Origin of the sequence: Streptomyces sp. NPDC005878 (genome assembly GCF_040629815.1) — a bacterium.
Classification (GTDB): domain Bacteria; phylum Actinomycetota; class Actinomycetes; order Streptomycetales; family Streptomycetaceae; genus Streptomyces.
Genome location: NZ_JBEXWK010000011.1, coordinates 193,452 through 215,189 on the forward strand (window position 1 = coordinate 193,452; position 21,738 = coordinate 215,189).

At 71.8% G+C, this 21,738-nt stretch carries 17 protein-coding genes; 7 read left to right on the forward strand and 10 right to left on the reverse strand.

Features of this window, described 5'->3' with window-relative positions; genetic code table 11:
• Window positions 1-104: 104 nt before the first annotated feature.
• The 3 genes from ABZ404_RS19215 to ABZ404_RS19225 all read right to left on the reverse strand — a co-directional run bounded on the left by ABZ404_RS19215 (window position 105) and on the right by ABZ404_RS19225 (window position 4,497).
• Window positions 105-1,841 carry an MFS transporter gene (locus ABZ404_RS19215; RefSeq protein WP_358837186.1) on the reverse strand — a complete coding sequence of 579 codons (1,737 nt, stop codon included), beginning with the start codon at window positions 1,839-1,841 and terminating at the stop codon, window positions 105-107.
• A 165-nt stretch (window positions 1,842-2,006) separates the two neighbouring features.
• The gene (locus tag ABZ404_RS19220) at window positions 2,007-3,362 is read right to left on the reverse strand and encodes an APC family permease (protein ID WP_358990588.1); all 1,356 of its coding nucleotides are present in this window, start codon (window positions 3,360-3,362) and stop codon (window positions 2,007-2,009) included.
• A gap of 187 nt (window positions 3,363-3,549) precedes the next feature.
• Complete coding sequence (locus ABZ404_RS19225; protein WP_358837099.1) at window positions 3,550-4,497, reverse strand: helix-turn-helix domain-containing protein; 948 nt, start codon at window positions 4,495-4,497, stop codon at window positions 3,550-3,552.
• A gap of 91 nt (window positions 4,498-4,588) precedes the next feature.
• Here ABZ404_RS19225 and ABZ404_RS19230 point away from each other — a divergent pair, with 91 nt between their 5' ends.
• On the forward strand, window positions 4,589-8,824 hold the full coding sequence (locus tag ABZ404_RS19230; RefSeq protein ID WP_358837100.1) for a S8 family serine peptidase: 4,236 nt from the start codon (window positions 4,589-4,591) through the stop codon (window positions 8,822-8,824).
• A 286-nt stretch (window positions 8,825-9,110) separates the two neighbouring features.
• Window positions 9,111-11,213: a glycoside hydrolase family 172 protein gene (locus tag ABZ404_RS19235; RefSeq protein ID WP_358837781.1), complete on the forward strand. Its 2,103-nt coding sequence runs from the start codon at window positions 9,111-9,113 to the stop codon at window positions 11,211-11,213.
• 79 nt (window positions 11,214-11,292) lie between these two features.
• Here the strand turns inward: ABZ404_RS19235 and ABZ404_RS19240 are convergent, their stop codons facing one another.
• Window positions 11,293-11,925 carry a PASTA domain-containing protein gene (locus ABZ404_RS19240; RefSeq protein ID WP_358837381.1) on the reverse strand — a complete coding sequence of 211 codons (633 nt, stop codon included), beginning with the start codon at window positions 11,923-11,925 and terminating at the stop codon, window positions 11,293-11,295.
• A 189-nt stretch (window positions 11,926-12,114) separates the two neighbouring features.
• Between ABZ404_RS19240 and ABZ404_RS19245 the strand changes: the two genes are divergently transcribed.
• Complete coding sequence (locus tag ABZ404_RS19245; protein WP_358837382.1) at window positions 12,115-12,945, forward strand: response regulator transcription factor; 831 nt, start codon at window positions 12,115-12,117, stop codon at window positions 12,943-12,945.
• A 148-nt stretch (window positions 12,946-13,093) separates the two neighbouring features.
• A complete protein-coding gene (locus ABZ404_RS19250; RefSeq protein ID WP_358837383.1) occupies window positions 13,094-14,536 on the forward strand; it encodes a cytosine permease in 1,443 nt (480 codons plus the stop codon).
• A gap of 7 nt (window positions 14,537-14,543) precedes the next feature.
• On the opposite strand, the gene ABZ404_RS19255 is transcribed toward ABZ404_RS19250, so the two are convergent.
• The 3 genes from ABZ404_RS19255 to ABZ404_RS19265 all read right to left on the reverse strand — a co-directional run bounded on the left by ABZ404_RS19255 (window position 14,544) and on the right by ABZ404_RS19265 (window position 17,120).
• Complete coding sequence (locus ABZ404_RS19255) at window positions 14,544-15,122, reverse strand: HutD family protein (RefSeq protein ID WP_358837384.1); 579 nt, start codon at window positions 15,120-15,122, stop codon at window positions 14,544-14,546.
• Between the two features lie 37 nt (window positions 15,123-15,159).
• Window positions 15,160-15,942 carry an SDR family oxidoreductase gene (locus ABZ404_RS19260; RefSeq protein WP_358990591.1) on the reverse strand — a complete coding sequence of 261 codons (783 nt, stop codon included), beginning with the start codon at window positions 15,940-15,942 and terminating at the stop codon, window positions 15,160-15,162.
• Window positions 15,943-16,199: 257 nt separating this feature from the next.
• A complete protein-coding gene (locus tag ABZ404_RS19265) occupies window positions 16,200-17,120 on the reverse strand; it encodes an NADP-dependent oxidoreductase (RefSeq protein ID WP_358837288.1) in 921 nt (306 codons plus the stop codon).
• 161 nt (window positions 17,121-17,281) lie between these two features.
• Here ABZ404_RS19265 and ABZ404_RS19270 point away from each other — a divergent pair, with 161 nt between their 5' ends.
• Entirely contained in the window at window positions 17,282-18,022 is a 741-nt protein-coding gene (locus tag ABZ404_RS19270; RefSeq protein ID WP_358837287.1) for a class I SAM-dependent methyltransferase, read from the forward strand.
• 25 nt (window positions 18,023-18,047) lie between these two features.
• On the opposite strand, the gene ABZ404_RS19275 is transcribed toward ABZ404_RS19270, so the two are convergent.
• Window positions 18,048-18,335 carry a YkvA family protein gene (locus ABZ404_RS19275; protein WP_358837286.1) on the reverse strand — a complete coding sequence of 96 codons (288 nt, stop codon included), beginning with the start codon at window positions 18,333-18,335 and terminating at the stop codon, window positions 18,048-18,050.
• A 342-nt stretch (window positions 18,336-18,677) separates the two neighbouring features.
• Between ABZ404_RS19275 and ABZ404_RS19280 the strand changes: the two genes are divergently transcribed.
• Together ABZ404_RS19280 and ABZ404_RS19285 are read left to right on the forward strand one after the other, a co-directional pair.
• Window positions 18,678-19,910, forward strand: a complete 1,233-nt coding sequence (locus ABZ404_RS19280) for a phospholipase D-like domain-containing protein (RefSeq protein ID WP_358837285.1) — start codon at window positions 18,678-18,680, stop codon at window positions 19,908-19,910.
• Between the two features lie 174 nt (window positions 19,911-20,084).
• Complete coding sequence (locus tag ABZ404_RS19285) at window positions 20,085-20,549, forward strand: ASCH domain-containing protein (RefSeq protein ID WP_358837284.1); 465 nt, start codon at window positions 20,085-20,087, stop codon at window positions 20,547-20,549.
• A gap of 69 nt (window positions 20,550-20,618) precedes the next feature.
• Here ABZ404_RS19285 and ABZ404_RS19290 read toward each other — a convergent pair whose 3' ends face one another.
• Together ABZ404_RS19290 and ABZ404_RS19295 are read right to left on the reverse strand one after the other, a co-directional pair.
• Window positions 20,619-21,098, reverse strand: a complete 480-nt coding sequence (locus tag ABZ404_RS19290; RefSeq protein ID WP_358837283.1) for a hemerythrin domain-containing protein — start codon at window positions 21,096-21,098, stop codon at window positions 20,619-20,621.
• Between the two features lie 253 nt (window positions 21,099-21,351).
• A partial coding sequence (locus ABZ404_RS19295) for a transglycosylase SLT domain-containing protein (RefSeq protein WP_358990593.1) occupies window positions 21,352-21,738 on the reverse strand: 387 nt, incomplete at its 5' end.

Genomic DNA, 21,738 nt, shown 5'->3' on the forward strand with positions numbered 1-21,738 from the left:
CGCTGCTACGTGGGCTGTACAAGCACCAGCCTTTTGCCCGCACTCCCGCCCCTCATTCCCCTTCCGTACCAAAGAGATCGCCCGCGGGCCCTCACACTCCCCGTCTACGTGACGGGCGTGGCCAGGGACAGGTCCACCGTGACCGGGCCTTCGCCCCCGTGGTGGGTGGCCGACGACGCCAGGGGCTCGTGGCCCGCGGCCGTCGCGGCGAGGACGTAGGGGCCGCCCTGCGGGACGGCCACCGCGTACCGGCCGCTCTCATCGGTGCGGGCGGTGCCCGCCTGGCGGCCGTGGCGGTCGATCAGCGTGACCTTGGCGTGGGCGACGGGCGCTCCGCCCGCGCCGACGACGCGGCCGTGGAAGGCGGCCAGCGCCTCGGTGGCCCGTTCGAGCGCCGCGTCCTCCTCGCTGCTGGCCCGCAGCTGGGGCTTGGCGGCGGGACGGCCCTTGGGCAGGAAGACGGCGAACACCAGACCGCCCAGGACCGCGGCCGTCGCGATCAGGAAGGACACGCGGAAGCCGTGCATGGTCGGCAGGGCGACCGGGCCGAAGTCCCGCGACGTATTGGCGAGGACCATGCCGATGACGGCGCTCGACACCGACGTACCGATCGAGCGCATCAGGGTGTTGAGGCCGTTGGCCGCGCCCGTCTCGGACGGGTCGACCGCACCGACGATGAGCGCGGGCAGCGAGGAGTAGGCGAGGCCGATGCCCGCGCCTACGACGACCGCGATGACGATGGTCTGCCAGGCCGCACTCATCAGGCCGAGCCCCGCCCCGTACCCGACCGCGATGATCAGCATGCCGAGGATGAGGGTGGTCTTGGGGCCGTACTTGGCGGACAGGCGGGCATAGACCGGCGCGGTCAGCATCATCGTCAGGCCGAGCGGCGCCACGCACAGTCCGGCGACGACCATCGACTGACCGAGGCCGTAGCCGGTGGCCGACGGCAGCTGGAGGAGTTGCGGGAGTACGAGCGAGATGGCGTAGAAGGCGACGCCGACCATCATGGACGCGAGGTTGGTGAGCAGCACTTCGCGCCGGGCGGTGGTGCGCAGGTTCACCAGGGGCGCCTTGACGCGCAGTTCCATCACGCCCCACAGGACCAGGACCAGGACCGCCGCGCCGAGCAGGCCGAGCGTGGTGGCCGATCCCCATCCCCAGTCGCTGCCCTTGGTGATCGGGAGCAGCAGCAGGATCAGCCCCGCGGAGAGGCCGAGCGCGCCGAACACGTCGAAGGTGCCCTCCGCCTTGACCTTGCTCTCCGGGACGACGAGGAGGGTGAGCACGATGGCCACCACGCCGAGGCCGGCGGAGCCGAAGAACAGGGCGTGCCAGTTCGTGTGCTGGGCGACCAGGGCCGCGAGCGGCAGCGCGAGTCCGCCGCCGACGCCGATGGAGGAGCTCATGAGGGCCATCGCCGAGCCGAGCTTCTCGCGGGGCAGCTCGTCGCGCATCAGGCCGATGCCGAGCGGGATGGCGCCCATGGCGAAGCCCTGGAGGGCGCGGCCGACGATCATCACGAGGAGTTCGCTGGTGAAACCGGCGATCAGTGAGCCGACGACCATGATGGCGAGGCTGGTCAGGAGCATGCGGCGCTTGCCGTACAGATCGCCGAGCCGTCCCATGATCGGGGTGGCCACGGCGCCGGCGAGCAGGGTCGAGGTCATGACCCAGGTGGCGTTGGAGGGGGAGGTGCCGAGCAGCTCCGGCAGGTCCTTGATGACCGGCACGAGCAGCGTCTGCATCACCGCGACCGTGATGCCGGCGAAAGCGAGTACGGGGACGACACCGCGTATGCCGCGCGGCGCGGCCTGCTGGTCGGTCGTCGGCTGGGGCATGCGGGGGGCCTCCGGTGGCGGGACGAGGTCGGCGGCGGCACCCGGGCCGGGTACGTGTCACTCGAACCTGTTTCCCGAGGCGACTATTCCGATGAGCCCCCGGGAATTCCGCCGGAGCCCGAAACTTGACCCGGTTGAGAGACGCTTGACCTGTTCATTGCCTGATCACCGTGATCGACGCACCGCGGAGGCCGTACGGCGGGAGAGCGCGGTGGAGAGGAGGCCCAGGGCTCCGCCCGCCGCCAGCAGGACCAGCCCGCGCAGCCACACCCCGCTTTCGATCCGCGTGGCCAGCAGGACGCAGGAGAGCGCTGCCAGGACGGGGATCGCGGCCGGGGCGCGGAAGTGGTCCGGGTTGCCCGACCGGTCGCGGCGGCGCAGGACCAGGACCGCGGTGTTGACCGTGAAGAACACGACCAGCAGCAGGAGGACCAGGGTCGCGGCCAGGGACTCGATGTCGCCCGTGAGCGCGAGCAGCAGGGACAGCGCCGTCGTGGTGGCGATGGCGGCCCACGGCGTGCGGCGCCGGGGCAGTACCCGGGTGAGGAACGCCGGCAGCAGCCGTTCCCGCGCCATGCCGAAGGCCAGGCGGGAGCACATGATGCCGGTGAGCAGCGCTCCATTGGCGACCGCGACCAGGGCGATGGCCGAGAACAGCCACTCCGGTACGGCGCCGGCCGCGCGCACGACTTCCAGGAGCGGGCCGTCGGAACCCGCCAGCACGCTGGTCGGTACGGCGGCGGAGGCCGCCGCGCCGACCGCGGCGTACACGAACCCGGCCGTGCCGAGGGCGCCGAAGAGAGCGCGCGGATAGGCGCGGCGGGCGTCGCGGGTCTCCTCGGCGACGTTCACGGACGTCTCGAAACCCACGAAGGAGTAGTAGGCGAGCACCGCCCCGCTGAGCGCGGCGGACACCGGGCCGCTCCCGGGTGTGCCGAGCTGCACCAGCCGTCCCGGGTCCCCCTCGCCGCGGACGACGACGAGCCACACGCCCAGCCCGATGACGAGAAGCAGGCCGCTGGCCTCGATGACCGTGGCGACCACGTTGGCCCGGGTGGACTCGCTGATGCCCCGCGCGTTGAGCAGGGCGAGGGCCGCCAGGAACAGGACGGCGACCAGCGCCACGGGCAGGTTCACGAAGGCGGTGAGATAGGTGCCGCCGAAGCCTCGCGCCAGTGCGGCGACCGAGACGATCCCCGCTGCCAGCATGCAGAACCCGGTGAAGAAGCCGACGAACGGACCGTACGCGAGCGTCGCGTAGTACGAGGCGCCACCCGCCCGGGGGTACCGCGTCGCCAGCTCGGCGTAGGAGGCCGCCGTCAGCAGCGCGAGGCAGAGGGCCACGGCCAGCGGGACCCACACCGCGCCGCCGGACTCCGCCGCCACCTGTCCGATGAGCACATAGACACCCGCTCCCAGGACGTCGCCCAGGATGAAGAAGTACAGCAGGCGTGTGCCGAGGACCCGCTTGAGCGGGGCTTCGGTCGCGTCGGCCGACGGCTTCTCTGTCTGCGTGGTCACGTCTGCGCTCGGGCTTTCTTCTGGCGGCGGGAGAGCCCCGGGGGGGCGGTCGTGAGCCCGGATGGCACCGCGCGTCACGGCGGGCCGGGGCTGCCATGCCGTATGACCGCGCAGGCCCGCGGGCAAACCCGGCCAGTGGTCCCGCGGGTTTCCGCGGTCCGACGCGCTCCCCCGCGCCGCGCCGCCTTCATATCCACCCCCGCCGAGCCGCGATCACCCCCGCCTGGAAGCGGTTGGCCGCGCCCAGCTCCTCGTGGAGGCGACTGATCCGGCGTCGCATCGTCCGCACGGACCAGCCCAGCTGGCGGGCGATCGCCTCGTCCTTGAGGCCACTGACCAGCAGGGTGAGCATCTGGCGGTCCTCCTCGCCGAGAGGGTCCTCGCCGGGCGCGTCCAGCGGGGTGGCCGTGCGCCAGCACAGTTCCCAGTAGTCGATCAGCCCGTCCAGGAGGGCGGAGGGGCGGATGACCACCGCGCGCACCTCGGCCGTGAAGTCGAGGGAGAGGGGCATGAGGGCGAGGCGCCGGTCCGCGATGGCCAGTTTGATGCGCAGACCGGGCAGGACCCGGGCCTGCTCGCCATGGGTGACCAGCTCGCGGATGTCGCCCAGCACCCCGGGCCACTCCAGGGCCTCCGGGGCGTACACGGCGCGGTAGCGGACACCACGGGTGAGGGCCGTCGCCTCCACCGGGTTGGAGGTGGTGAGGGCGTACGGCGGGCGGTCCAGCGTGATGACCTCCTCGCGGGCCTCCTGCTGGAGCTGGACGAACCAGCGGCCCAACGCCTCGCCGCCGGTGATGACTTCCACCTGTTCGGAGCCGCCCTGCTGGGCCGTGGTGAAGAGCCGGGAGAGCTCGCCCGCCGCGGCCCGTACGCCGTCGAGGTCGGCGGTACGGGAGCGGACCAGGGACTCCAGGGCGGCGCCGGGCTCGATGGCCGCGTAGCGGCGCCGCGTTCCGGCGAGCCGGCCCACCAGGCCGTGCTCGCGCAACCGGTCGAGGGCGCGGGCCACCCGCTCGGTGGAGCAGAACAGGTCCTCGGCCAGTTCCGCGGGAGCGGCCGTGTGGCGGACCAGGATCGCTCGGTAGACGCTCTCGTCGAAGGGATCGATCCCGGCGGCGGTCAGCTGGGGCATGATCAGGATCCTGGCCCGTAGGTGCCAGGGGCAGCAATGGGCCAGGCCAAATCGTTGTCTGGACCACTGGATTCCGATTACTTGGTCTGGCATGACCCCTCGAAGATCTCTCACCGCCGCACTCGCGGTCGCTGTCCTCGGCGGACTGCTGTCCGCGGTACCCCAGTCCGCCACGGCGGACCCCCACCAGGATCCGGAGCGGCGCGTCATCGTCACGCTGTCCGGGGCGGCCGCCGCTACCGGGAAGGGCGCTCTGCGCGCCGGCGACGCCCGGGCGGTCGGCACGGACCGCGCCGCCGTCGCGGGACGGCAGAAGTCGTTCCTCGACCGGGCCAAGGCCGCCGGTGTGCGCACCGGTTCGCCACGCACCCTGAACCTGCTGCTCAACGCGGTCGCGGTGACCGTGAAGGCCTCCGAGGTCACCGCGCTGAAGCGGTTGCCCGGGGTGGTGTCCGTGGTCCCCGACACCAGGATGCGCCTCCTCACCGACGCGAGCGTGCCGCTGATCAACGCCCCGCAGGTGTGGCGCCGCAAGGACCCGGCGGGCAAGGGCGCCGACGGCCACGGCGTCACCGTCGCCGTCCTGGACAGCGGGGTCGACTACACCCATCCCGACCTCGGCGGCGGGTTCGGCGAGGGCCACAAGGTCGTCGCCGGTTACGACTTCGCCAATGGCGACACCGATCCCATGGACGACAACGGCCACGGCACGCACGTCGCCGGCATCATCGCGGGCCGGGCCGCCCAGAAGGGCGGGGTGACCGGTGTGGCGCCGGGCGCGAGCATCCTGGCGTACAAGGTCATGGACGACGCGGGCGAGGGCTACACCTCGGACATCGTGGCCGGTATCGAGGCCGCGGTCGACCCGGCGAATCCGCACCGCGCCGACGTCATCAACATGAGCCTCGGCGGCTACGGCGACGGCACCGATCCGCTCGGCGCGGCGGCGACCGCCGCCACCCGGGCGGGAGTTGTCGTGGTCGCCTCCGCCGGCAACGACGGGCCGAGGAGGGGCACGGTGAGCACCCCGGCCGCCGGCGACGGCGTCATCGCGGTCGGCGCCTCCGTCAGCGGGCTGCGCATACCGAGCGCCGCGTACCGGGGCGGCGAGAAGATCCAGGCGTACCGCGGACTGGTCTCCGCGAACCCGCCCGCCAAGCCGGTCACCGCCGCGCTCGTCGATGCCGGGCGGGGCACCGCGGAGGACTGGGAGCGGGCCGGTGATGTCGAGGGCAAGGCCGTCCGGGTCGACATGCTGGTCGCCCAGTCCTCGCAGGACCTGTACATGACCGAGATCGAGATGGCCCGCGAGGCCGAGCGCCGCGGTGCGATCGCCCTCATCGGCGGACCGTCCGGGGGCGGTGGCCCCGTGCTCGCCGCACCGGGTCCGCAGTCCCGGGCCCAGCCCGGCCTGCCCGACCGGCCCCAGGCCCCCTCCGGCGACGGAACCGTGCCGCTCGCCGCGCGGACCTCCCTCAAGGACTCGGGCGACTCCCTGCGCATGGACACGATCGTCATGCTGGGCATGGACTCCACCCAGTACGCCGAGCTCGGCCGCCGACTGGCGCAGGGCAGGGTCGAGGTGACGGTCAGCGGCACGGACGCCACCGACGCGATCGCCTCGTTCTCCTCGCGCGGTCCCGACCTGCGGTGGGGTCTGAAGCCGGACCTCGTCGCGCCGGGCTTCGACATCCGCTCCACCGTCCCCGCGTCCCTGTACGCCCCCGGCTACTACCGCATGTCGGGTACGTCCATGGCGGCACCGCACGTCGCCGGCTCCGCCGCCCTGCTGCGGCAACTGCACCCGGGCGAGACCCCGGCGAAGGTCACCTCCGAACTGGTGGGATCCACCCGGCAGCTCAAGGACGGCGGGACGAGTACCGTCGGCTCCGGCCGCCTCGACGTCGCCGCTGCCGCCGCCACGGCCGACACCGGCATCACCACCACCCCGGCGACCCTCTCGTACGCCCTCGCCGACCTCGCCCGGCACACGGTCGGCGCCGCCAAGAAGCTCACCGTGACCAACTCCGGCACCAGGACGCGCACGGTCCGCCTGAAGGCGAGCGGCCCGGCGAGGATCAGCCTGGACACCCTGCGCATCCCGGCCGGCGCCAGTGCGACGGCGACGGTGACCCTGCGGGCGGCCCGCCCGGACGGCGAAGCCGAGATCACCGGTACGGTCACGGTCACGCCCGAGCACGGTGCCGCCCTGCGCGTCCCGTACCTCCTCGTCGTCCGGAAGATGTTCCTCCAGACCGGCCCCGACCCGAGCGACGGCACGTCCACCGCCGTCGTCCTCAGCCCCGCCCCGCTCGCGAAGCCGCCGGTCCTGACCGTCACCCCGCCGCACGGCAGGCCCTACACCGTCACCACCACGCTCCGCACCGAGAACGTCTACCAGGCGGAGATCACCGGCCGGGGCGAGGGCGCCCACCTGGTGTCCGCCGAAGGCGTGACCGCCGACGGCAAGACGCTGACCGGCAACCGCGACGGTTTCGAGGTCACTCCCACGAGCAGCCGCACCTCCCGCTGGCAGCCCGTCGGCCCCAACTCCGAGAGCGGCGACGTCACCACCGCGCCGAGCGCCCCGGGCGCCGCCGTCCTCACCCAGTACAACAAGGCGGGCCCCTGGTCGACCGAGGACAACGGCGCGACCTGGAAGCAGCACACCAGGCTGCCGCTCGGCGACGCGAGCGGCCCGGCCTTCACCGTCATCGACCCGCACGACCCCCAGCGCTGGTGGTACGCGGCCAACAGCGCGTCCGGCATTCCGCGCACCGGCTCGATCCTGCGCACCCAGGACGGCGGCCGCACCTGGCAGACCCTCGACACCCCCGACGGGCGCGTCATCGACCTCCTCACCGACGAGACGGGGAGCATGCTCCTCGCCGTCACCGCCACCGACCTGCTGATCAGCCGGGACGGCGGCGACACCTGGGCCACCGAACCCCACGGCATCCCCGCCGACCGCGTCTACGACGTGGCGATCGGCGGCGACAGCGTCTACTTCTCGACGGGCAAGTCGCTGTGGAAGCGCGACGGACTGGCCTCGGGCACCCTCGGCAGGGCCACCAAGGTGTACGAGCCCACCGGCAACCGGGTCTCCGTCGACGTCGTCGCGGACAGCCGGGTCGTGGCCATGTACGAGGTGGGGTCCGGCGTCGTCGGCTCCTTCGACGGCGGCAGGACCTGGGCCACCCTGGACACCGGCGCATACGGCGGTACGGGTCTGACCCTCAGCGGCGGTGACCTGTACGTCGGCTACGGCGAGGACATCCGCGTCGGCCACGACCACGGCCGCCGCTGGAGCACCATCCCGGCCGCCAACCCCGCCTCCACCACCTCCGACTTCACCCGCTGGGCCGACGGCTCACTGACCGTGTCCGCGGACGCGGCCGGTGTCTACCGGGGCACACCGGACGGCGAGGACTACCGGCGCATCGGCGTCCAGGGCGGCACCGTCAACTCCCTCGCCCTGAGCGGGGACCGCCTGCTGGCGGCCGGCCCGCAGGGCACCCACCGCTCGCGGTTGCCGGTCTCCGGCGCCGAGTGGGGCACCACCGGCGGTGAGGGCAGGCTCGGCGTCGCGACCCGGCTGCTCCAGGCCTCCGCCAAGGACTCGCGGACCGTGTGGCGGGTGCGCAGCGGCGCCTGGGGCGACTTCCACCTGGAACGCAGCGGCGACGCGGGCGCCACCTGGCAGCAGAAGGGCGAGAGCAACGGCACGGTGCTGGCCCTCGCGGTGCACCCCGCCGACCCCGACCGCGTGTACGTCTCGTACGCGAACCTCCTGGGCAAGGGCCTGTTCTCCACCGAGGACGGCGGCTCCACCTGGAAGAACCTCCTGCACGACCAGACGTACTTCACCGCCGTCGCGGGCGACCCGAAGAACCCGGACCGGCTGTGGCTCGGCACCCCCGACGGCCTCTACCGCTCCGACAACGCGGGGGACGACATCACCAGGATCGCCGACGGCCGGGTGGACACCATCGAGTTCGCCGGCGCCAAGATGCTGACCGGCGGCGACGCCATCAGGGTCTCGACCGACGGCGGCCGGACCTTCCGCACCGCCGACACCGGCAAACTGCCGCTGCGCGTCAACGACATCCAGGAGGTGGGCGGCACCCTCTACGCGGCCAGTACCAGCTACTGGGATTCCGCCCTGCCGCGCGGCGGCCGGGGCGTCCTGCGGTCCACGGACGGCGGCCACAGCTGGCAGAACGTCTCCACCGGCCTGCAGAACCTCAACGCCACCAGCCTGGCCGCCTCCGGAGGCTGGCTGTACGTGGGCACGGTCCAGGGAGGAGTGCACCGCCTGAAGCTCTGACCGATTGGGTGGGGGAACGCGGTGGCCCGCCTGTCGGGCGGGCCACCGCTGTCCGCGTGTCCGCCGGCCGCCCTCCTCCAGCCGGTCGAGCCCGTAGGAGTTCAGCGCCCAGCGGACCGACCGTCACCCCTGCCGCACCAGGACTCGCCGTGGTGAGGTCACCCGCCGCCGTGCCTTCCCCGGGCACACTGTCACACGCTGCCATGTCACGCGGCCGTGGCTCCCGGCGCGCCTGACGCGGGCGCACCTCGGGACGCTCCATGCCCATGTTGTTCTGGAGGTCGGCATGACGTGTGCCAGTTGGTTCTCCCGCGCGACGGCGATGGCTGTCACCGTCGTCCTGGCACTGTTGCCGGCGTACGCGGAGGCGATGGCGGAAGCGACCGCGGACAACGCGCCGGCCGCGGTGAACGCCCCGGCTCCCGGTACCAAGGGGCCCGTGGGATGGGAGAGTCTGCGCCGTCTCGACCGTCTTCCGGTTCTTCCCTCGGGTGTGCGCACCTTGCAGTTCTCCAGCTTCGACCGCGCCGGGGGAAACGCTCAGGACGGCTTCTTCGGCACCTACTCGTGTCTGCGCTCCAGCGGCGGCGGTTGCGTGATCGCGGAGCACCGTGGAGCGGGCGAGATCGGGTCCATCTGGTTCACCCGCGACGAGGGCGATGTGACCCGCACGGGCACGCTCACCATCGAGCTCGACGGCAAGAAGGTCCTGGACGCGCCGCTTCAGGATGTGGTGAACGGCCGGCTCGGCGCGCCCTTCGCACCGCCCCTGGTGGCCAACGCCGCGGCGTCATCGGGGGGCGTGCTCATCGAAGTGCCCATGCCGTTCCGCGAGTCCATGCGCATCACTACCCAGCACAATCCCCTCTTCTACCACGTGTCGTACCGCTCCTTCGCCGACGCCGACGGGATCGTCACCTTCGACCCCCACGACACGGCCCAGGATGTCGTCGCCCTCATCCAAGCGGCCGGCACCCGCGACCCCAAACCGGCGCTGCCGGGAACCCGTACGACCACCCAGGCCCTGAGCCTCGCCCCCGGAGCCACCCAGACGCTCGCCACCTCCCTGACGCCCGGACTCCTCACCGCACTGGAGATCCACCTCCCGCAGGTGTCCGGCGCCGCCACGCGGAGGGTGGCGGGCCGTGGCCGTGTCCCCGGGGGCGGCGAACCCACCGCGCCGGCGGCCGGCCGGACGCTGCTCACCGCGCTCCGCCTGCTGATCTCGTTCGACGGTCAGCGCACCGTCGACGCCCCGCTCGGCGAGTTCTTCGGCGCGGGGCAGGCCCTGGCCCCGGTGCGGGCCCTCATGTTCGCCACCGATCCCCAGACGCGGACCTTCCGCGCCTGGTGGCCCATGCCCTTCTCGACGCGGGCCCATGTGCAGCTCTACAACGGCTCCGACATCCCGGTCACCGCGGGCAGCGCCTCGGTGAGCACGGCCCCCTCCCCCGCCCACGCCCAGGCCGTGCGTACGAGAGCCGAGGGCCGCTTCCACGCCCTGTCCCACGCCGGACCGACCGTTGCCGGCACGAGCTGGTCGTTCCTGCGCACGCAGGGCCGGGGCAAGTTCGTCGGCGTCAGCCACAGCATGCGGGGTGACACGGACCGTACCTATCTGGAGGGCGACGAACGGGTGTACGTCGACGGGGCACGCACCCCCCAGATCCACGGCACCGGTACCGAGGACTTCTACCAGAGCGGCTGGTACTTCAACCGCGGCCCCTACACCCAGCCCTTCAACGGGAACCCCACCCACCTCACCGCCTCCTCGGGCTGCGCGACCGGGCGTGACTGCACCGATGCCTACCGCCTCCAGCTGCACGACTCGGTGGCCTTCACCGAGTCGATCGACTACTCGATCGAGCACGGTCCGATGAACGACCGTCAGGCCGACTACTCCTCCACCGCGTTCTGGTACGGCACCTCCACGACCGCCTCGTACACGAGCGATGTGCTGCACCTGGGAGATCTCGCCGGCGAAGCGGCTCACCGGTACACCTCCGACGCCGCGAGCCCGCTCCCCGTGCTCGACTCCGCCTTCGAGGGTGATGCCCGTACACCCACGCGGCTGCGCGCCCCGACCCGGGCCACCCGCACACCCGTGTCCTTCACCCTGACCATCGACCCCCGCAACAAAGGCGTCGAGCTGCGGCGCACCTCCGACCAGCAACAAGCCCCGCAGCAGGCGGAGATCAGCGTCGACGGGCACCGGCTGGGCGACTGGTACCAGCCTCTCGCCAACACCGACCGGCGCTGGCTCGACGACACCTACCAACTGCCCGCCGCCTACACCCGCGGCCGGAGCCTGCTCACCGTGACGCTCACCCCGGCACCGAACGGTGCTGCCTGGTCCGCCGCCTCGTACGAGGCCCGCAGTCTGATCTGAACGGGCCACCGGGCCGGGCAGCGGGGAACCGGCTGCCCGCGCGGGCAGCCGGTTCCCCGGCGGTTTCACGACGGACGTCTCACCGGCACGTCCCCCTGGGCGGCAGCACGCCGATCGTGAGGTTCACCGCGGTTCCGGGGAGGGCGGGCGTGCCCGCGGCCGGACTCTGACCGGAGACGGTCCTGTCGTGGTTGCACGTCGTGTCGACGACGGTGCTCACCGTGCCGAGGACGAAGCCCGCGGAGGTCAGGACCGACGTGGCCACGGTCCGGGTCTCGTCACTCACGTCGGGCACCCTGAGCGTGAGCTTCTGCCAGGTGGAACCGTTGGACCACCTGATGAGGTCCGGTGCCTGCAACTTGGCGCTGTACGTGGCGTCGTCGGGGAAGGTGACCAGGATGGTGTCACTGGTGATGACGACACCGGAGGCCGTCGGACGGTGCTGGGAGGACATGTCCACCGTCAGGATGTCGTTGACGTCCGAGATCACCGGTCTCGCCGTGCCTCCGTCGGTGAACGTGCCGTTGACGTCGAACACCAGGGGTGTGGCCGCGGCGGCGGCGCCCTCCCCCGTGGGCGCGCCCGCCTCGACCGGTGCGACGAGCGCCGGTCCGAGCTGGTGTGCGTCGGCCGCTCCCGCTCCCGCCAGGTTCACGACGGTGGTCAGGACCGCCGCCAGCACGCCTCCGAAGATCTTGTCGCGGACTCGCATGATCGTCTCCCCTCCTGGGCCCCGGCCGGTCACGTCGGGTGTCGGCTCCGGCCCTGTCGGACCGTGCCACGGCCGGTGGCGCCCAGCATCGGCGGATCCGTACACCGGCCGCCATACGAGGGTCTGCGTATGCCCGGGGCCCGGGGCGGCCGAGTAGCCTGGGACCGGCCCGCGGACGAGGGGGACCTCATGGGGAGCTCGCTGTCGCTCAGCGACCTGGATCTGCGTGCCCTGGCGGGGATCGTCACCAAGACCCGCACGGACATACCGGCCCAGGGGCTGCCGCCCTCGTTGCTCGACGATCTGATGCGGCAGATCCCGTGTGACGAACTGACCGTGGCGGGGTTCGACAGTCACCGGCGCACGTGGTGGCTGGCACAGGCCGGCTCCGGCGAGGACGAGGCACCGGATGAGGACGCCGACTCGACGCACTGGGAGCACTACTGGGACTGCGCGCCGTGCAGTTACCCCGACCGCAGCGCCGACCTGCGCAGTGTCCTGACGATCGCGGACTTCTACTCGGCCCGGCAGTGGCACGCCACCGGTATGTACACCGACTACTACCGCCCTCTGGGCATCGAGCACGAACTCACGCTCTGCATGCCCGCCGGGACGCCCGGGACCCGTGGCCCCGGCCGGACCCTGCGGCTGTTCCTGTTCCGCGGGCCCGGCCGGGACTTCTCCGAACGCGACCGCGCGGTGCTCACCCTGCTGCGGCCCCATCTGCACCAGGCATACCTGGAGGCCGAACGGCTCCGGCACCCCGCTCCCCGGCTCACGCCCCGGCAATGGCAACTGCTGCGCCTGCTCGCCGCGGGACACACCAACGTCCAGATCGCCCGCCGGCTGGGCGTGTCCGAGGGGACCGTGCGCAAGCACCTGGAGAACGCCTACCGGCGGTTGCACGTCACCAACCGCATGGCCGCGGTCAACCGCGCGTTCCCGGAGGGCTCGCAGGGCCCGCCCCCGCACGCGGTGAGTCCGTACGGGCAGGCGGCGGCCCCGTACGGGCAGGGCTGAGGGAACGCACGCGCGCCCCCGAGGTGAAATGTGCCATTCAGGATCTTGATGTTTGTTCATCTCCATGCCAGATTCGGCGCAGCACCACCAGGTCGACGGCGGAGCTCATCGAGACGCGCCGTCACAGCCGCGGGGAAAGGCCACCGACATGCCCGTACAGCACGCCCCCGGGGACCGGTTCGCGGTGGAGAGGCGCACCATCGAGGCCGTCCCCGACACCGAGCGGCACGGCACGCCGCGCAGCCAGTTCACCCTCTGGTTCGGCGCCAATATGCAGATCACGGCGATCGTCGACGGCGCGCTGTCGGTCGTCTTCGGTGCCGACGCGCTCTGGGCGATACCCGCGCTGCTGATCGGCAACGCCCTCGGCGGCACCGTGATGGCCCTGCACTCCGCCCAGGGTCCGCGCCTCGGCGTCCCGCAGATGATCTCCAGCCGGGCGCAGTTCGGCGTGTACGGGGCGGTCCTGCCGCTGGTGTTGGTGATCCTGATGTATCTCGGCTTCGCCGCGACCGGAAGTGTGCTGGCCGGGCAGGCGGTGTCCGAGATGCTGCACATCGGGACGGACGCCGGGATCCTCGTCTTCGGGGCGCTGACCGCGGTGGTCGCCATCACCGGCTACCGCCTCATCCACATCGCGGGCCGCGTCGCCACCGTCGTCGGCGCGCTCGGCCTGGGATATCTGCTGCTGCGGCTGTTCACGCGGTACGACGTGGGCGCGCACGTCGGTACCAAGGGGTTCGAGGCGGCGACGTTCCTGCTCGCCGTGGGTCTCGGGGCCGGTTGGCAGCTGACCTTCGGCCCCTACGTCGCCGACTACTCGCGCTATCTGCCCCGTGACACCAGCACACGTGCGACGTTCTGGTCCACCTTCCTCGGCTCCGTCATCGGGTCCCAGTGGGCCATGACGCTGGGCGCGCTCACCGCGGCCGTCGCCGGAAAGGCCTTCCTGCCGGACCAGGTGGGCTTCCTCGGCGATCTGGCGGGGCCGGCGTTCCTCGCGTTCCTCATCTACCTGGTGATCGTGGTCGGCAAGCTGACCGTCAACTGCCTCAACGCCTACGGCGGCTTCATGTCGATCCTCACCACCGTCACGGCGTTCGACCGCCGCTCACACATCTCGGCCGCGGTCCGCGCCGCGTACATCGTCGGCTTCATCGCGCTGTCGATGGTCATCGCCCTCGCCGCCAGCGATGACTTCCTGACCAACTTCAAGAACTTCGTGCTGCTGCTCCTGACCGTGTTCACGCCGTGGAGCGCGATCAACCTGGTCGACTACTACCTGCTCTCGCGCGAACGCGTCGACATCCCGGCCCTGTACGACCCGGACGGCCGCTACGGGCGGTGGAACGTCACGGCGCTGACCTGCTACCTCGTCGGCGTCGCCGTGCAGGTCCCGTTCCTGGCCACCACGTTGTACACGGGCGCGATCACCAAGAAGCTCGACGGCGCCGACATCTCGTGGATCGTCGGTCTGGGCGTCACCTCTGCCCTGTACTGGCTCTGGGCGAGGCGTACGGCCAACCCGCCCGCGCAGACCGTCCACCCGGCCGCGTCCGGGAGCGGTGAGCGGGCAGGGGCGGACGTCTGACCTGGTGTCACCCGGTCGGCACGACATCCGCCCACAGGGCGGCGGCGTCGGGCGAGAGCGGTGCCACCGGCCCCGCCGCGTCGTCGTCGCCGTCCCACCACACGCCCTGACCGGTCGTCAGGACAAAGCCGTCCGCCGCTGCCTGGCCCGGGGCCTGCCACTGGCCGCTCAGCACATGGAGCACCCCGGAGTGCCCCGGGCCGGGCGCGACGGGCCCGGTGACGCGGTCCACCCGGGCCGTCCAGTGGCCGCGCCGCGCCATCAGGTTGAGCACCCGGCAGGGGCCACCCGGCAGTTCGGCGGTGAGCGCGAGATCGCCGGAGAACGCGAACGGCTCCCCCGCGCGCACCAGCAGCCGGTCGAACGCACCGGCGGAGGTCAGCCGTACCCCGTCTCCCGCCAGCAGCGTGAGGGTCCGGTCCACCCCCGCGAACGCCGAGAACGGACCTCCCCGGCCGATGTCGGCGACGCTCGCGCGCCACCCGAACGCATCGGTGCCCGCGGGCCGTGAGGTGATCTCCCTGGTCGTGCCGCCGCCGTTGCGCCAAGGACCTGCGGGCAGCGTCTCTACATCGAAGGGGTGCATGGGTGGGCTCCAAGGCGGGCGCGGGTCGGGGTGGGTGTCAGGTCCGCAAGTACGAGGCGCCGTTGACATCGAGAACGGTGCCCGAGCTCCACATGGCCTGCGGGGAGGCCAGATACAGCACGGCCGCGGCGATCTCGTCCGGATCGGCGACGCGGCCGAAGGGGCTCTGGGCCCGGATGCCCTCTCCCTCGGGTCCCTCCAGGCGGTCCGCGACCCGCTCGGTGGCGACGAACCCGGGGGCGACGGACGCCACGGCGATCCCGTGCGGGGCGAGGGAGACCGCGAGGGACTGGCCCAGGGCGTGCAGGGCGGCCTTGGTGGCGCCGTAGGCGGGATGGTCGGGCTCGCCCCGGAAAGCGCCGCGCGAGCCGATGTTGACGATCCGCCCCTCGCGGCCCGCCTCGATCATCCGGCTCGCCACCCGGTGGCTGAGGTGGGCGGGACCGAGGAGGTTCACGTCGACGGTCTGCCGCCAGGCCTGCTGCCAGTGCTCGTACGAGGTCCGGGCGAGCGGGTGGGCCACCATCACGGCGGCGTTGTTGACCAGGATGTCCACCCCGCCGAGCGCCTCCTCGGCCCGGGCCGCCAGTTCCTCGACGCCGTCCGGGTCCGCGAGGTCGGCGGCGAGGAGTACGTGTCCCTCGCCCTCCAGTGCGGCGAGGGTCTTCTCGGCGTCCGGCCCGGAGGTGGAGCAGTGGACGGCCACCCGGTCGCCACTCCGGGCGAAGGCGGCGGCCACGGCCCGGCCGATGCCCCGTGAGGCCCCGGTGACCAGGACGCCCCGGCCGGTGCTGGGCAGCTTCGTCACGGTCCGGTCCATCGCGGGTCCCTCTCGTCGGCGGCGGCGACGGCCCGCCGTCCGAGCGGTGCCGCCGCCCCGAGCCTACTGAGCATGATCACGATCTGGGAAGCAGCCCGTTCCGTTCCCGCCGCGGCCGGCGCCGGGCGCGGTCCGGGCCGCCGGGCGCACGCGGACAGGACCGCCGTCCTGTCCGCCGACCGGTCAAGACGGCCTCGGTCGGCCCGGGACGGCGGCCCTGCCGCAGCGGACGCGCTGTCAGACGGTGCGACGCGATGTCAGACGGTGAGGACGATCTTGCCGCGGGTGCGGCCCTCCTGGTTCAGGCGCCAGGCGTCCGCCACCTCGGCCAGCGGGAAGGTCTTCTCGACGTGCACCGAGAGCTTCCCCGCGTCGGCGAGCCGAGCGAGTTCGGCGAGGTCCTCGCTGTCCGGACGCACCCAGAGCGAGTGCCCGCCCTGCTCCACGGCGGCCTGGTCGGCGATGGACACGATGCGTTCGCGCTGCTTGAGCAGGGCCTGCGACAGATCGACGACACCGCCCCCGACGAAGTCGAGCGCCGCGTCCACGCCCTCCGGGGCCAGCGCGCGCACCCGGTCCTCCAGGCCGTCCCCGTACGTCACGGGCTCGGCGCCGAGGCCGCGCAGGAACTCGTGGTTGCGCTCGCTCGCGGTGCCGATCACCCGGGCGCCGAGGGCCACCAGGATCTGCACGGCGAACGCCCCGACACCACCGGCGGCGGCGTGCACCAGCACCGTCTCGCCCGACTTCACCCCGGCCCGGTGGACCGACTGGTAGGCCGTCAGCCCCGCCAGCGGCACCCCGGCCGCCTCTTCCCAGCTCAACGCGGCGGGCTTGCGCGCCACGGAACGTACGGGAGCGGCGACGAGCTCGGCGTACGCGCCCTTCTCCACCCAGTCCTTGCGCACATAGCCGAACACCTCGTCGCCCACCCGGTACTCGGGCACGTCCAGGCCGACCGCTTCCACCACGCCCGAGACGTCCCACCCCGGGATCATCGGAAACGCGACTTCCATGATGGGATCGAGATACCCGGCGGCCAGTTTCCAGTCGACGGGGTTGATGGCTGCCGCCTTCACCCTGATCAGGACCTCGCCGGGCGCCACCTTCGGATCGGGAAGGTCCACCAGGCGCAGGTCGTCAGCAGAACCGTACTTCTCCAGCACAATTGCCTTCATGACCAGCTCGAACACCGGCACGTGCCCGCTCATTCCCGGGCGAACGGGATACACCCGAAAGGTCCAGCCTCCGGCGCACCGAGTCGGCTGGAAACGCGGGCCCGGGGCGCGGAGGTAAATGCGTCGACAGCACCCCGGGGCGCCCGGCAGAGTGGCCGCCCGTGACGAGCAGCGAACTCTGGACCCGTGCGACCGCCGACCGCTACGACGCCGAAGAGACCGAGATGTCCTCGGCCGCCGTTCTCGGACCCACCCTCGTCTTCCTGGCCGAGCTCGCCGGGGACGGCCGCGCTCTGGAGTTCGCCATCGGCACCGGACGCGTGGGGGTTCCCCTGCGCGAACGCGGTGTGCCGGTCGTGGGCATCGAGCTGTCCGAGCACATGGCGGCGGTCCTGCGCCGCAAGACGGACGAGGCCACGCTGCCGGTGGTCATCGGGGACATGGCCACCACCGTCGTCCCCGGCGAGTTCAGCCTGGTCTACCTCGTCTACAACACCATCACGAACCTGCTCACCCAGGACGAGCAGGTCGCGTGCTTCCGCAACGCCGCCCGTCATCTGGCTCCCGGTGGCCGGTTCGTCATCGAGCTGGGTGTGCCGCCGCTGCGGTTCCTGCCTCCCGGGCAGGTCGCGGTGCCCTTCGACGTGTCCGAACGGCATCTCGGCTTCGACACCTTCGACCTGGTCGAGCAGATCCTCGTCTCCCACCATTTCACCCGCGACGGCGACGACGGCACCTACCGCCGCGGCAACTCCCGCCACCGGTACGCCTGGCCGGCGGAGCTCGACCTGATGGCACGCCTCGCCGGTCTCGAACCAGAACGCCGGGTCGCGGACTGGGACGGGACGCCGTTCACCCAGGACTCCGCGAAGCACATCTCCGTATGGCGCAAGCCGGCCTGAGACCGGCCCGGGGGCACCCAACCGCCTAGTCCAGTTCGCCTTTCCCCCGCGAGGCCGCACTGTGCAGGGTGCGCAGCGCCAGGAGCAGGACGCCGATGTCGTCCAGGTAGACAGGGTCGGGGAGCAGGTCGACCGGGCTGATCACGTACAGCAGCGCACCCCAGTAGGCGGCCTTGTGGGTGAGGGGGATACCGGCGTCCCGCAGCAGTCTGCGGGCGCGGACCAGCCGGACGGTCAGGACAACCGCCCCCACGGCCGCCGCGACGAGCAGGAGTGCGGCGAGGACCAGGCCGGCCGTCACTTCCCTGCTCATACTCAGCGACTCGGCCAGAGCGGCTTGTGTAGGGCTCATCGTGTCGCGGACGGCTGGGGACGCCGGTTTTCGAGGACCCGGGGATCCACCCCGGGTTCGTCCAGCGTCCGGCCCATCGGCTGCGTCATGGCGCGGCCACCTCCTCGTCGTGCGGCGGGACCGTGCCCCGCATCACCTCACGTGTACCGTGCGCGCGGCGGTTGATGCGCCGAGCGCGGGATGTGTTGGCCGAGTGCCGCGACGACCACCGCCACCGCAATCACCCCGCCACCGCCGGGAGCGGGGCCGATGGCCGTGCGCCGCTAGGATGCGCGGGATTTGCCGTTCACCTTGGGGAGGGACATGAAACTCATCCGTATACCGGGCCGACTGCGTACGGCTCTTGGCGCGTTCGCCGTCGCCACGGGGGTACTCACCGGGATGCTCGTGGGGCCCGTGGACACCGCGAGCGCCGCCACGGTCACCACCGGGCCGGTCTTCAACGATCCGACTGGTGACAGTGCCGCCCAGCAGGCCATCCGCAGCCAGGTGCGCTCGGTCGTCACCAACGCCGACAGCGGAACCTCGCTGCGGCTGGCCATGTACCACCTGTGGGACGAGACCGTCGCGAACGAACTGGTCGCCGCGAAGACGGACCGGGGCGTCAGCGTCAAGGTGGTCCTGGACGCGAGCACCCGCGACTACCCGGCCGCGTACGACATCCTGAAGGCCGCTCTCGGTACGGACACCACGAAGAGCTCGTACGTGAAGCTGTGCGCCACCGGCAGCTCCTGTCTGGGCCCGGCGGGCAGCGGCATCAACCACAACAAGTTCCTGGTGGTCGGCAGCGTCGGCGGCGGAGCCCAGAAGAACGTCGTGGTGCAGCTCACCTCGAACCTGACGCCGTCCAACTACTCCCGCTACTGGAACAGTTCGGTCACCGTCGTGGGCAACACCGAGCTGTACAACGGCTACCTTTCCTACTTCGACAAGCTGCCCGCGCAGAACCGCGCCGCCTGGACGTACACGTACGGCAACGCCGGCGACTACAAGTACTACTTCTTCCCGCGCGCGGGCACCGACGCCACCACGGACACCGTCGTGAACGTGCTGGACAACATCACCTGCCGCTGGACCGACGACGCCGGTGCGCACCGGACGACCGTCCACGCGGCCATGCTGAAGATCAGCCGCCAGGCCGTGGCCGACAAGCTGCGCGCGCTCGCCGGGGCGGGGTGCCTGGTGGACCTCGTCTACAGCGAGACGGACACGGGGACGTGGAACGCCCTGCACGGGGTCTCCGGCATCACCAACCGCTGCTACCAGCACGATGACGACGCCGACAGCACCACCCCCAACCGCATCGTGCACTCCAAGAACGTGATGGTGGACGGCATGTACGCGGGGACCGTCCAGAAGCTGATGTGGACCGGCAGCCACAACTGGAGCGGTCCGGCGCTGCGCGAGAACGACGAGGCGATGCTGCGGATCACCACGCCCTCCGTCTACAGCGCGTTCGAGGCCAACTTCCAGGCGGCACGCGCCGCGGCCGTACCCGGCACCAGCGACAACGTCACCGCCTGCAAGAGCGAGTAGCGAGGGCCCGCGGCTCCCGTCCCACCGGGCGGGGGCCGACCCGACCGGCCGCGGGCCCGGGCGTTCACGGGTAGTTCGGCGCCGGGGAGGTGCGGAACTTCCGGGGAACATCGGCGGCGATCAGCCCGCGTAAAGGCTTACCGAGCCTGGCGGGCGGGTCGCTACTGTGACCGCATGACCACCGACGCCGTGCCGCCGCACGCCCCCGATGACATCGCGCTGCTCCCCCGGGCCGAGTTCGCCTTTCCCGGCCCGCTGCGCGACCGGCTCGTCGCGGCCGTCCTCGACGGCTCCAAGACCTCCACGACCGGACTCGTGATCGATTACGAGCACGAGGGCGAGCCGCTGCCGTCCATCGGGCGCCGCGCCGTGGTGATCGACTCCGACGGCCGTCCGGTGGCGGTCACCGAGGTCACCGATGTGCGGGTCGTACCGCTCGCCCAGGTGGATTTCGCTCATGTGGTGGATGAGGGCGAGGGCGACACCAGCATCGCCGAGTGGCGGGCCAACCACGAGTCGTTCTGGCACAGCACCGAGATGCGCGCGGCCCTGGACGACCCGGCATTCACCGTGAACGACGAGACCCTGGTGGTACTGGAGCGTTTCCGGGTCGTCACCGACCTGCGCCCGGCCGGCTGACCGGCCACCGGACCCGTGGCCCGCTGCGGGCGGCTGAGTACCGGCACCGCTCGGCCACGGCCCCTCACCTCACGCGGCCACGGCGTCCCACATGGCGTGCGCGGACGGACGGACCGGGCGGTGGGGAGCACGCTCGGCGAGCCGCGTCATCCAGGCGCCGATCTCCTGCAACTCCCTGCGTCCGACCCCGGCCCGTACGCGGGGGAACCACCGGTGGTCCTCCGCGTCCATGTGCCGCTCGACGATGTCCATCAGCAGACGGGCCTTGGCGTCGAACGCGACCTCGCCGGGACGCATGTCGTACAGCTCGGCGGCGAGCACGTCGGCGATGTGATGCTCCTCGACGAAGCCCAGGATGTCGGGCTCGGTCTCCGGAAGCAGCACACAGACGCGCGGGTACATGCCCTCCCGCTCGATAAATGTGTACACGGTCAGTGCCCGCAGGAAGGGCTCCACCGCCTCGGTCCGTCCTTCGACCCGGTAGGAGCGGATCAGTCGCCTGATCTCCTTGTGGCCTTCCCTCAGCATCACGATCGCGTCGGTCGACATGGGCAGCTCCCTGAGGCACAGCGGGCACAGCACTCACTTACGCTCCAGGCCATACCCGGCAAACCGGATGCTCATGCACCGGACCGGAGGGTTGCCCGTCCGCTGTCGCGCGGTCACGGGCAGACGTCGGACACCACCCGCCTCCCGCCTCCCTGCACTCCACCGCCCCGTATACGCGAAGACGCCCGGCGGGGTAGTCCCAGCCGAGCGTCTTTGTGTGTCTGCTACCGAGAACGGCTCACCCGGAGGTGGCTCAGTACCAGTGGTGGGTCTGCCAGAAGTTCCAGGCGCCCACGGGGCTGCCGTAGCGGTCGTTCATGTAGTCCAGGCCCCACTTGATCTGGGTGGCGGGGTTGGTCTTCCAGTCCGCACCGGCCGAGGCCATCTTCGAACCCGGCAGGGCCTGGACCAGGCCGTAGGCACCCGAGGAGGTGTTGGTGGCGGTGTGGTCCCAGCCACTCTCGTGGGACACGATGTTGTTGAAGGCGGCGAACTGCGCCGGGTCCTTGATCATCTGCTGGGCGATCGCCTTGGCGCTCGTCGGGGCCGCGGCCTGAGCGGGAACCGTGGCGAGCAGGGAACCGGCGGCACCGACGGCGACGACGGCACCCGCGAGGGTCTTCTTCGAAGCGGCGATACG

Coding starts and splice junctions, on each gene's coding strand:
- ABZ404_RS19215 (WP_358837186.1), bottom strand. CDS start 1,841: ATGCCCCAGCCGACGACCGACCAGCAGGCCGCGCCGCGCGGCATACGC.
- ABZ404_RS19225 (WP_358837099.1), bottom strand. CDS start 4,497: ATGCCCCAGCTGACCGCCGCCGGGATCGATCCCTTCGACGAGAGCGTC.
- ABZ404_RS19230 (WP_358837100.1), top strand. CDS start 4,589: ATGACCCCTCGAAGATCTCTCACCGCCGCACTCGCGGTCGCTGTCCTC.
- ABZ404_RS19235 (WP_358837781.1), top strand. CDS start 9,111: ATGACGTGTGCCAGTTGGTTCTCCCGCGCGACGGCGATGGCTGTCACC.
- ABZ404_RS19240 (WP_358837381.1), bottom strand. CDS start 11,925: ATGCGAGTCCGCGACAAGATCTTCGGAGGCGTGCTGGCGGCGGTCCTG.
- ABZ404_RS19245 (WP_358837382.1), top strand. CDS start 12,115: ATGGGGAGCTCGCTGTCGCTCAGCGACCTGGATCTGCGTGCCCTGGCG.
- ABZ404_RS19250 (WP_358837383.1), top strand. CDS start 13,094: ATGCCCGTACAGCACGCCCCCGGGGACCGGTTCGCGGTGGAGAGGCGC.
- ABZ404_RS19255 (WP_358837384.1), bottom strand. CDS start 15,122: ATGCACCCCTTCGATGTAGAGACGCTGCCCGCAGGTCCTTGGCGCAAC.
- ABZ404_RS19260 (WP_358990591.1), bottom strand. CDS start 15,942: ATGGACCGGACCGTGACGAAGCTGCCCAGCACCGGCCGGGGCGTCCTG.
- ABZ404_RS19265 (WP_358837288.1), bottom strand. CDS start 17,120: ATGAAGGCAATTGTGCTGGAGAAGTACGGTTCTGCTGACGACCTGCGC.
- ABZ404_RS19275 (WP_358837286.1), bottom strand. CDS start 18,335: ATGAGCAGGGAAGTGACGGCCGGCCTGGTCCTCGCCGCACTCCTGCTC.
- ABZ404_RS19280 (WP_358837285.1), top strand. CDS start 18,678: ATGAAACTCATCCGTATACCGGGCCGACTGCGTACGGCTCTTGGCGCG.
- ABZ404_RS19285 (WP_358837284.1), top strand. CDS start 20,085: ATGACCACCGACGCCGTGCCGCCGCACGCCCCCGATGACATCGCGCTG.
- ABZ404_RS19290 (WP_358837283.1), bottom strand. CDS start 21,098: ATGTCGACCGACGCGATCGTGATGCTGAGGGAAGGCCACAAGGAGATC.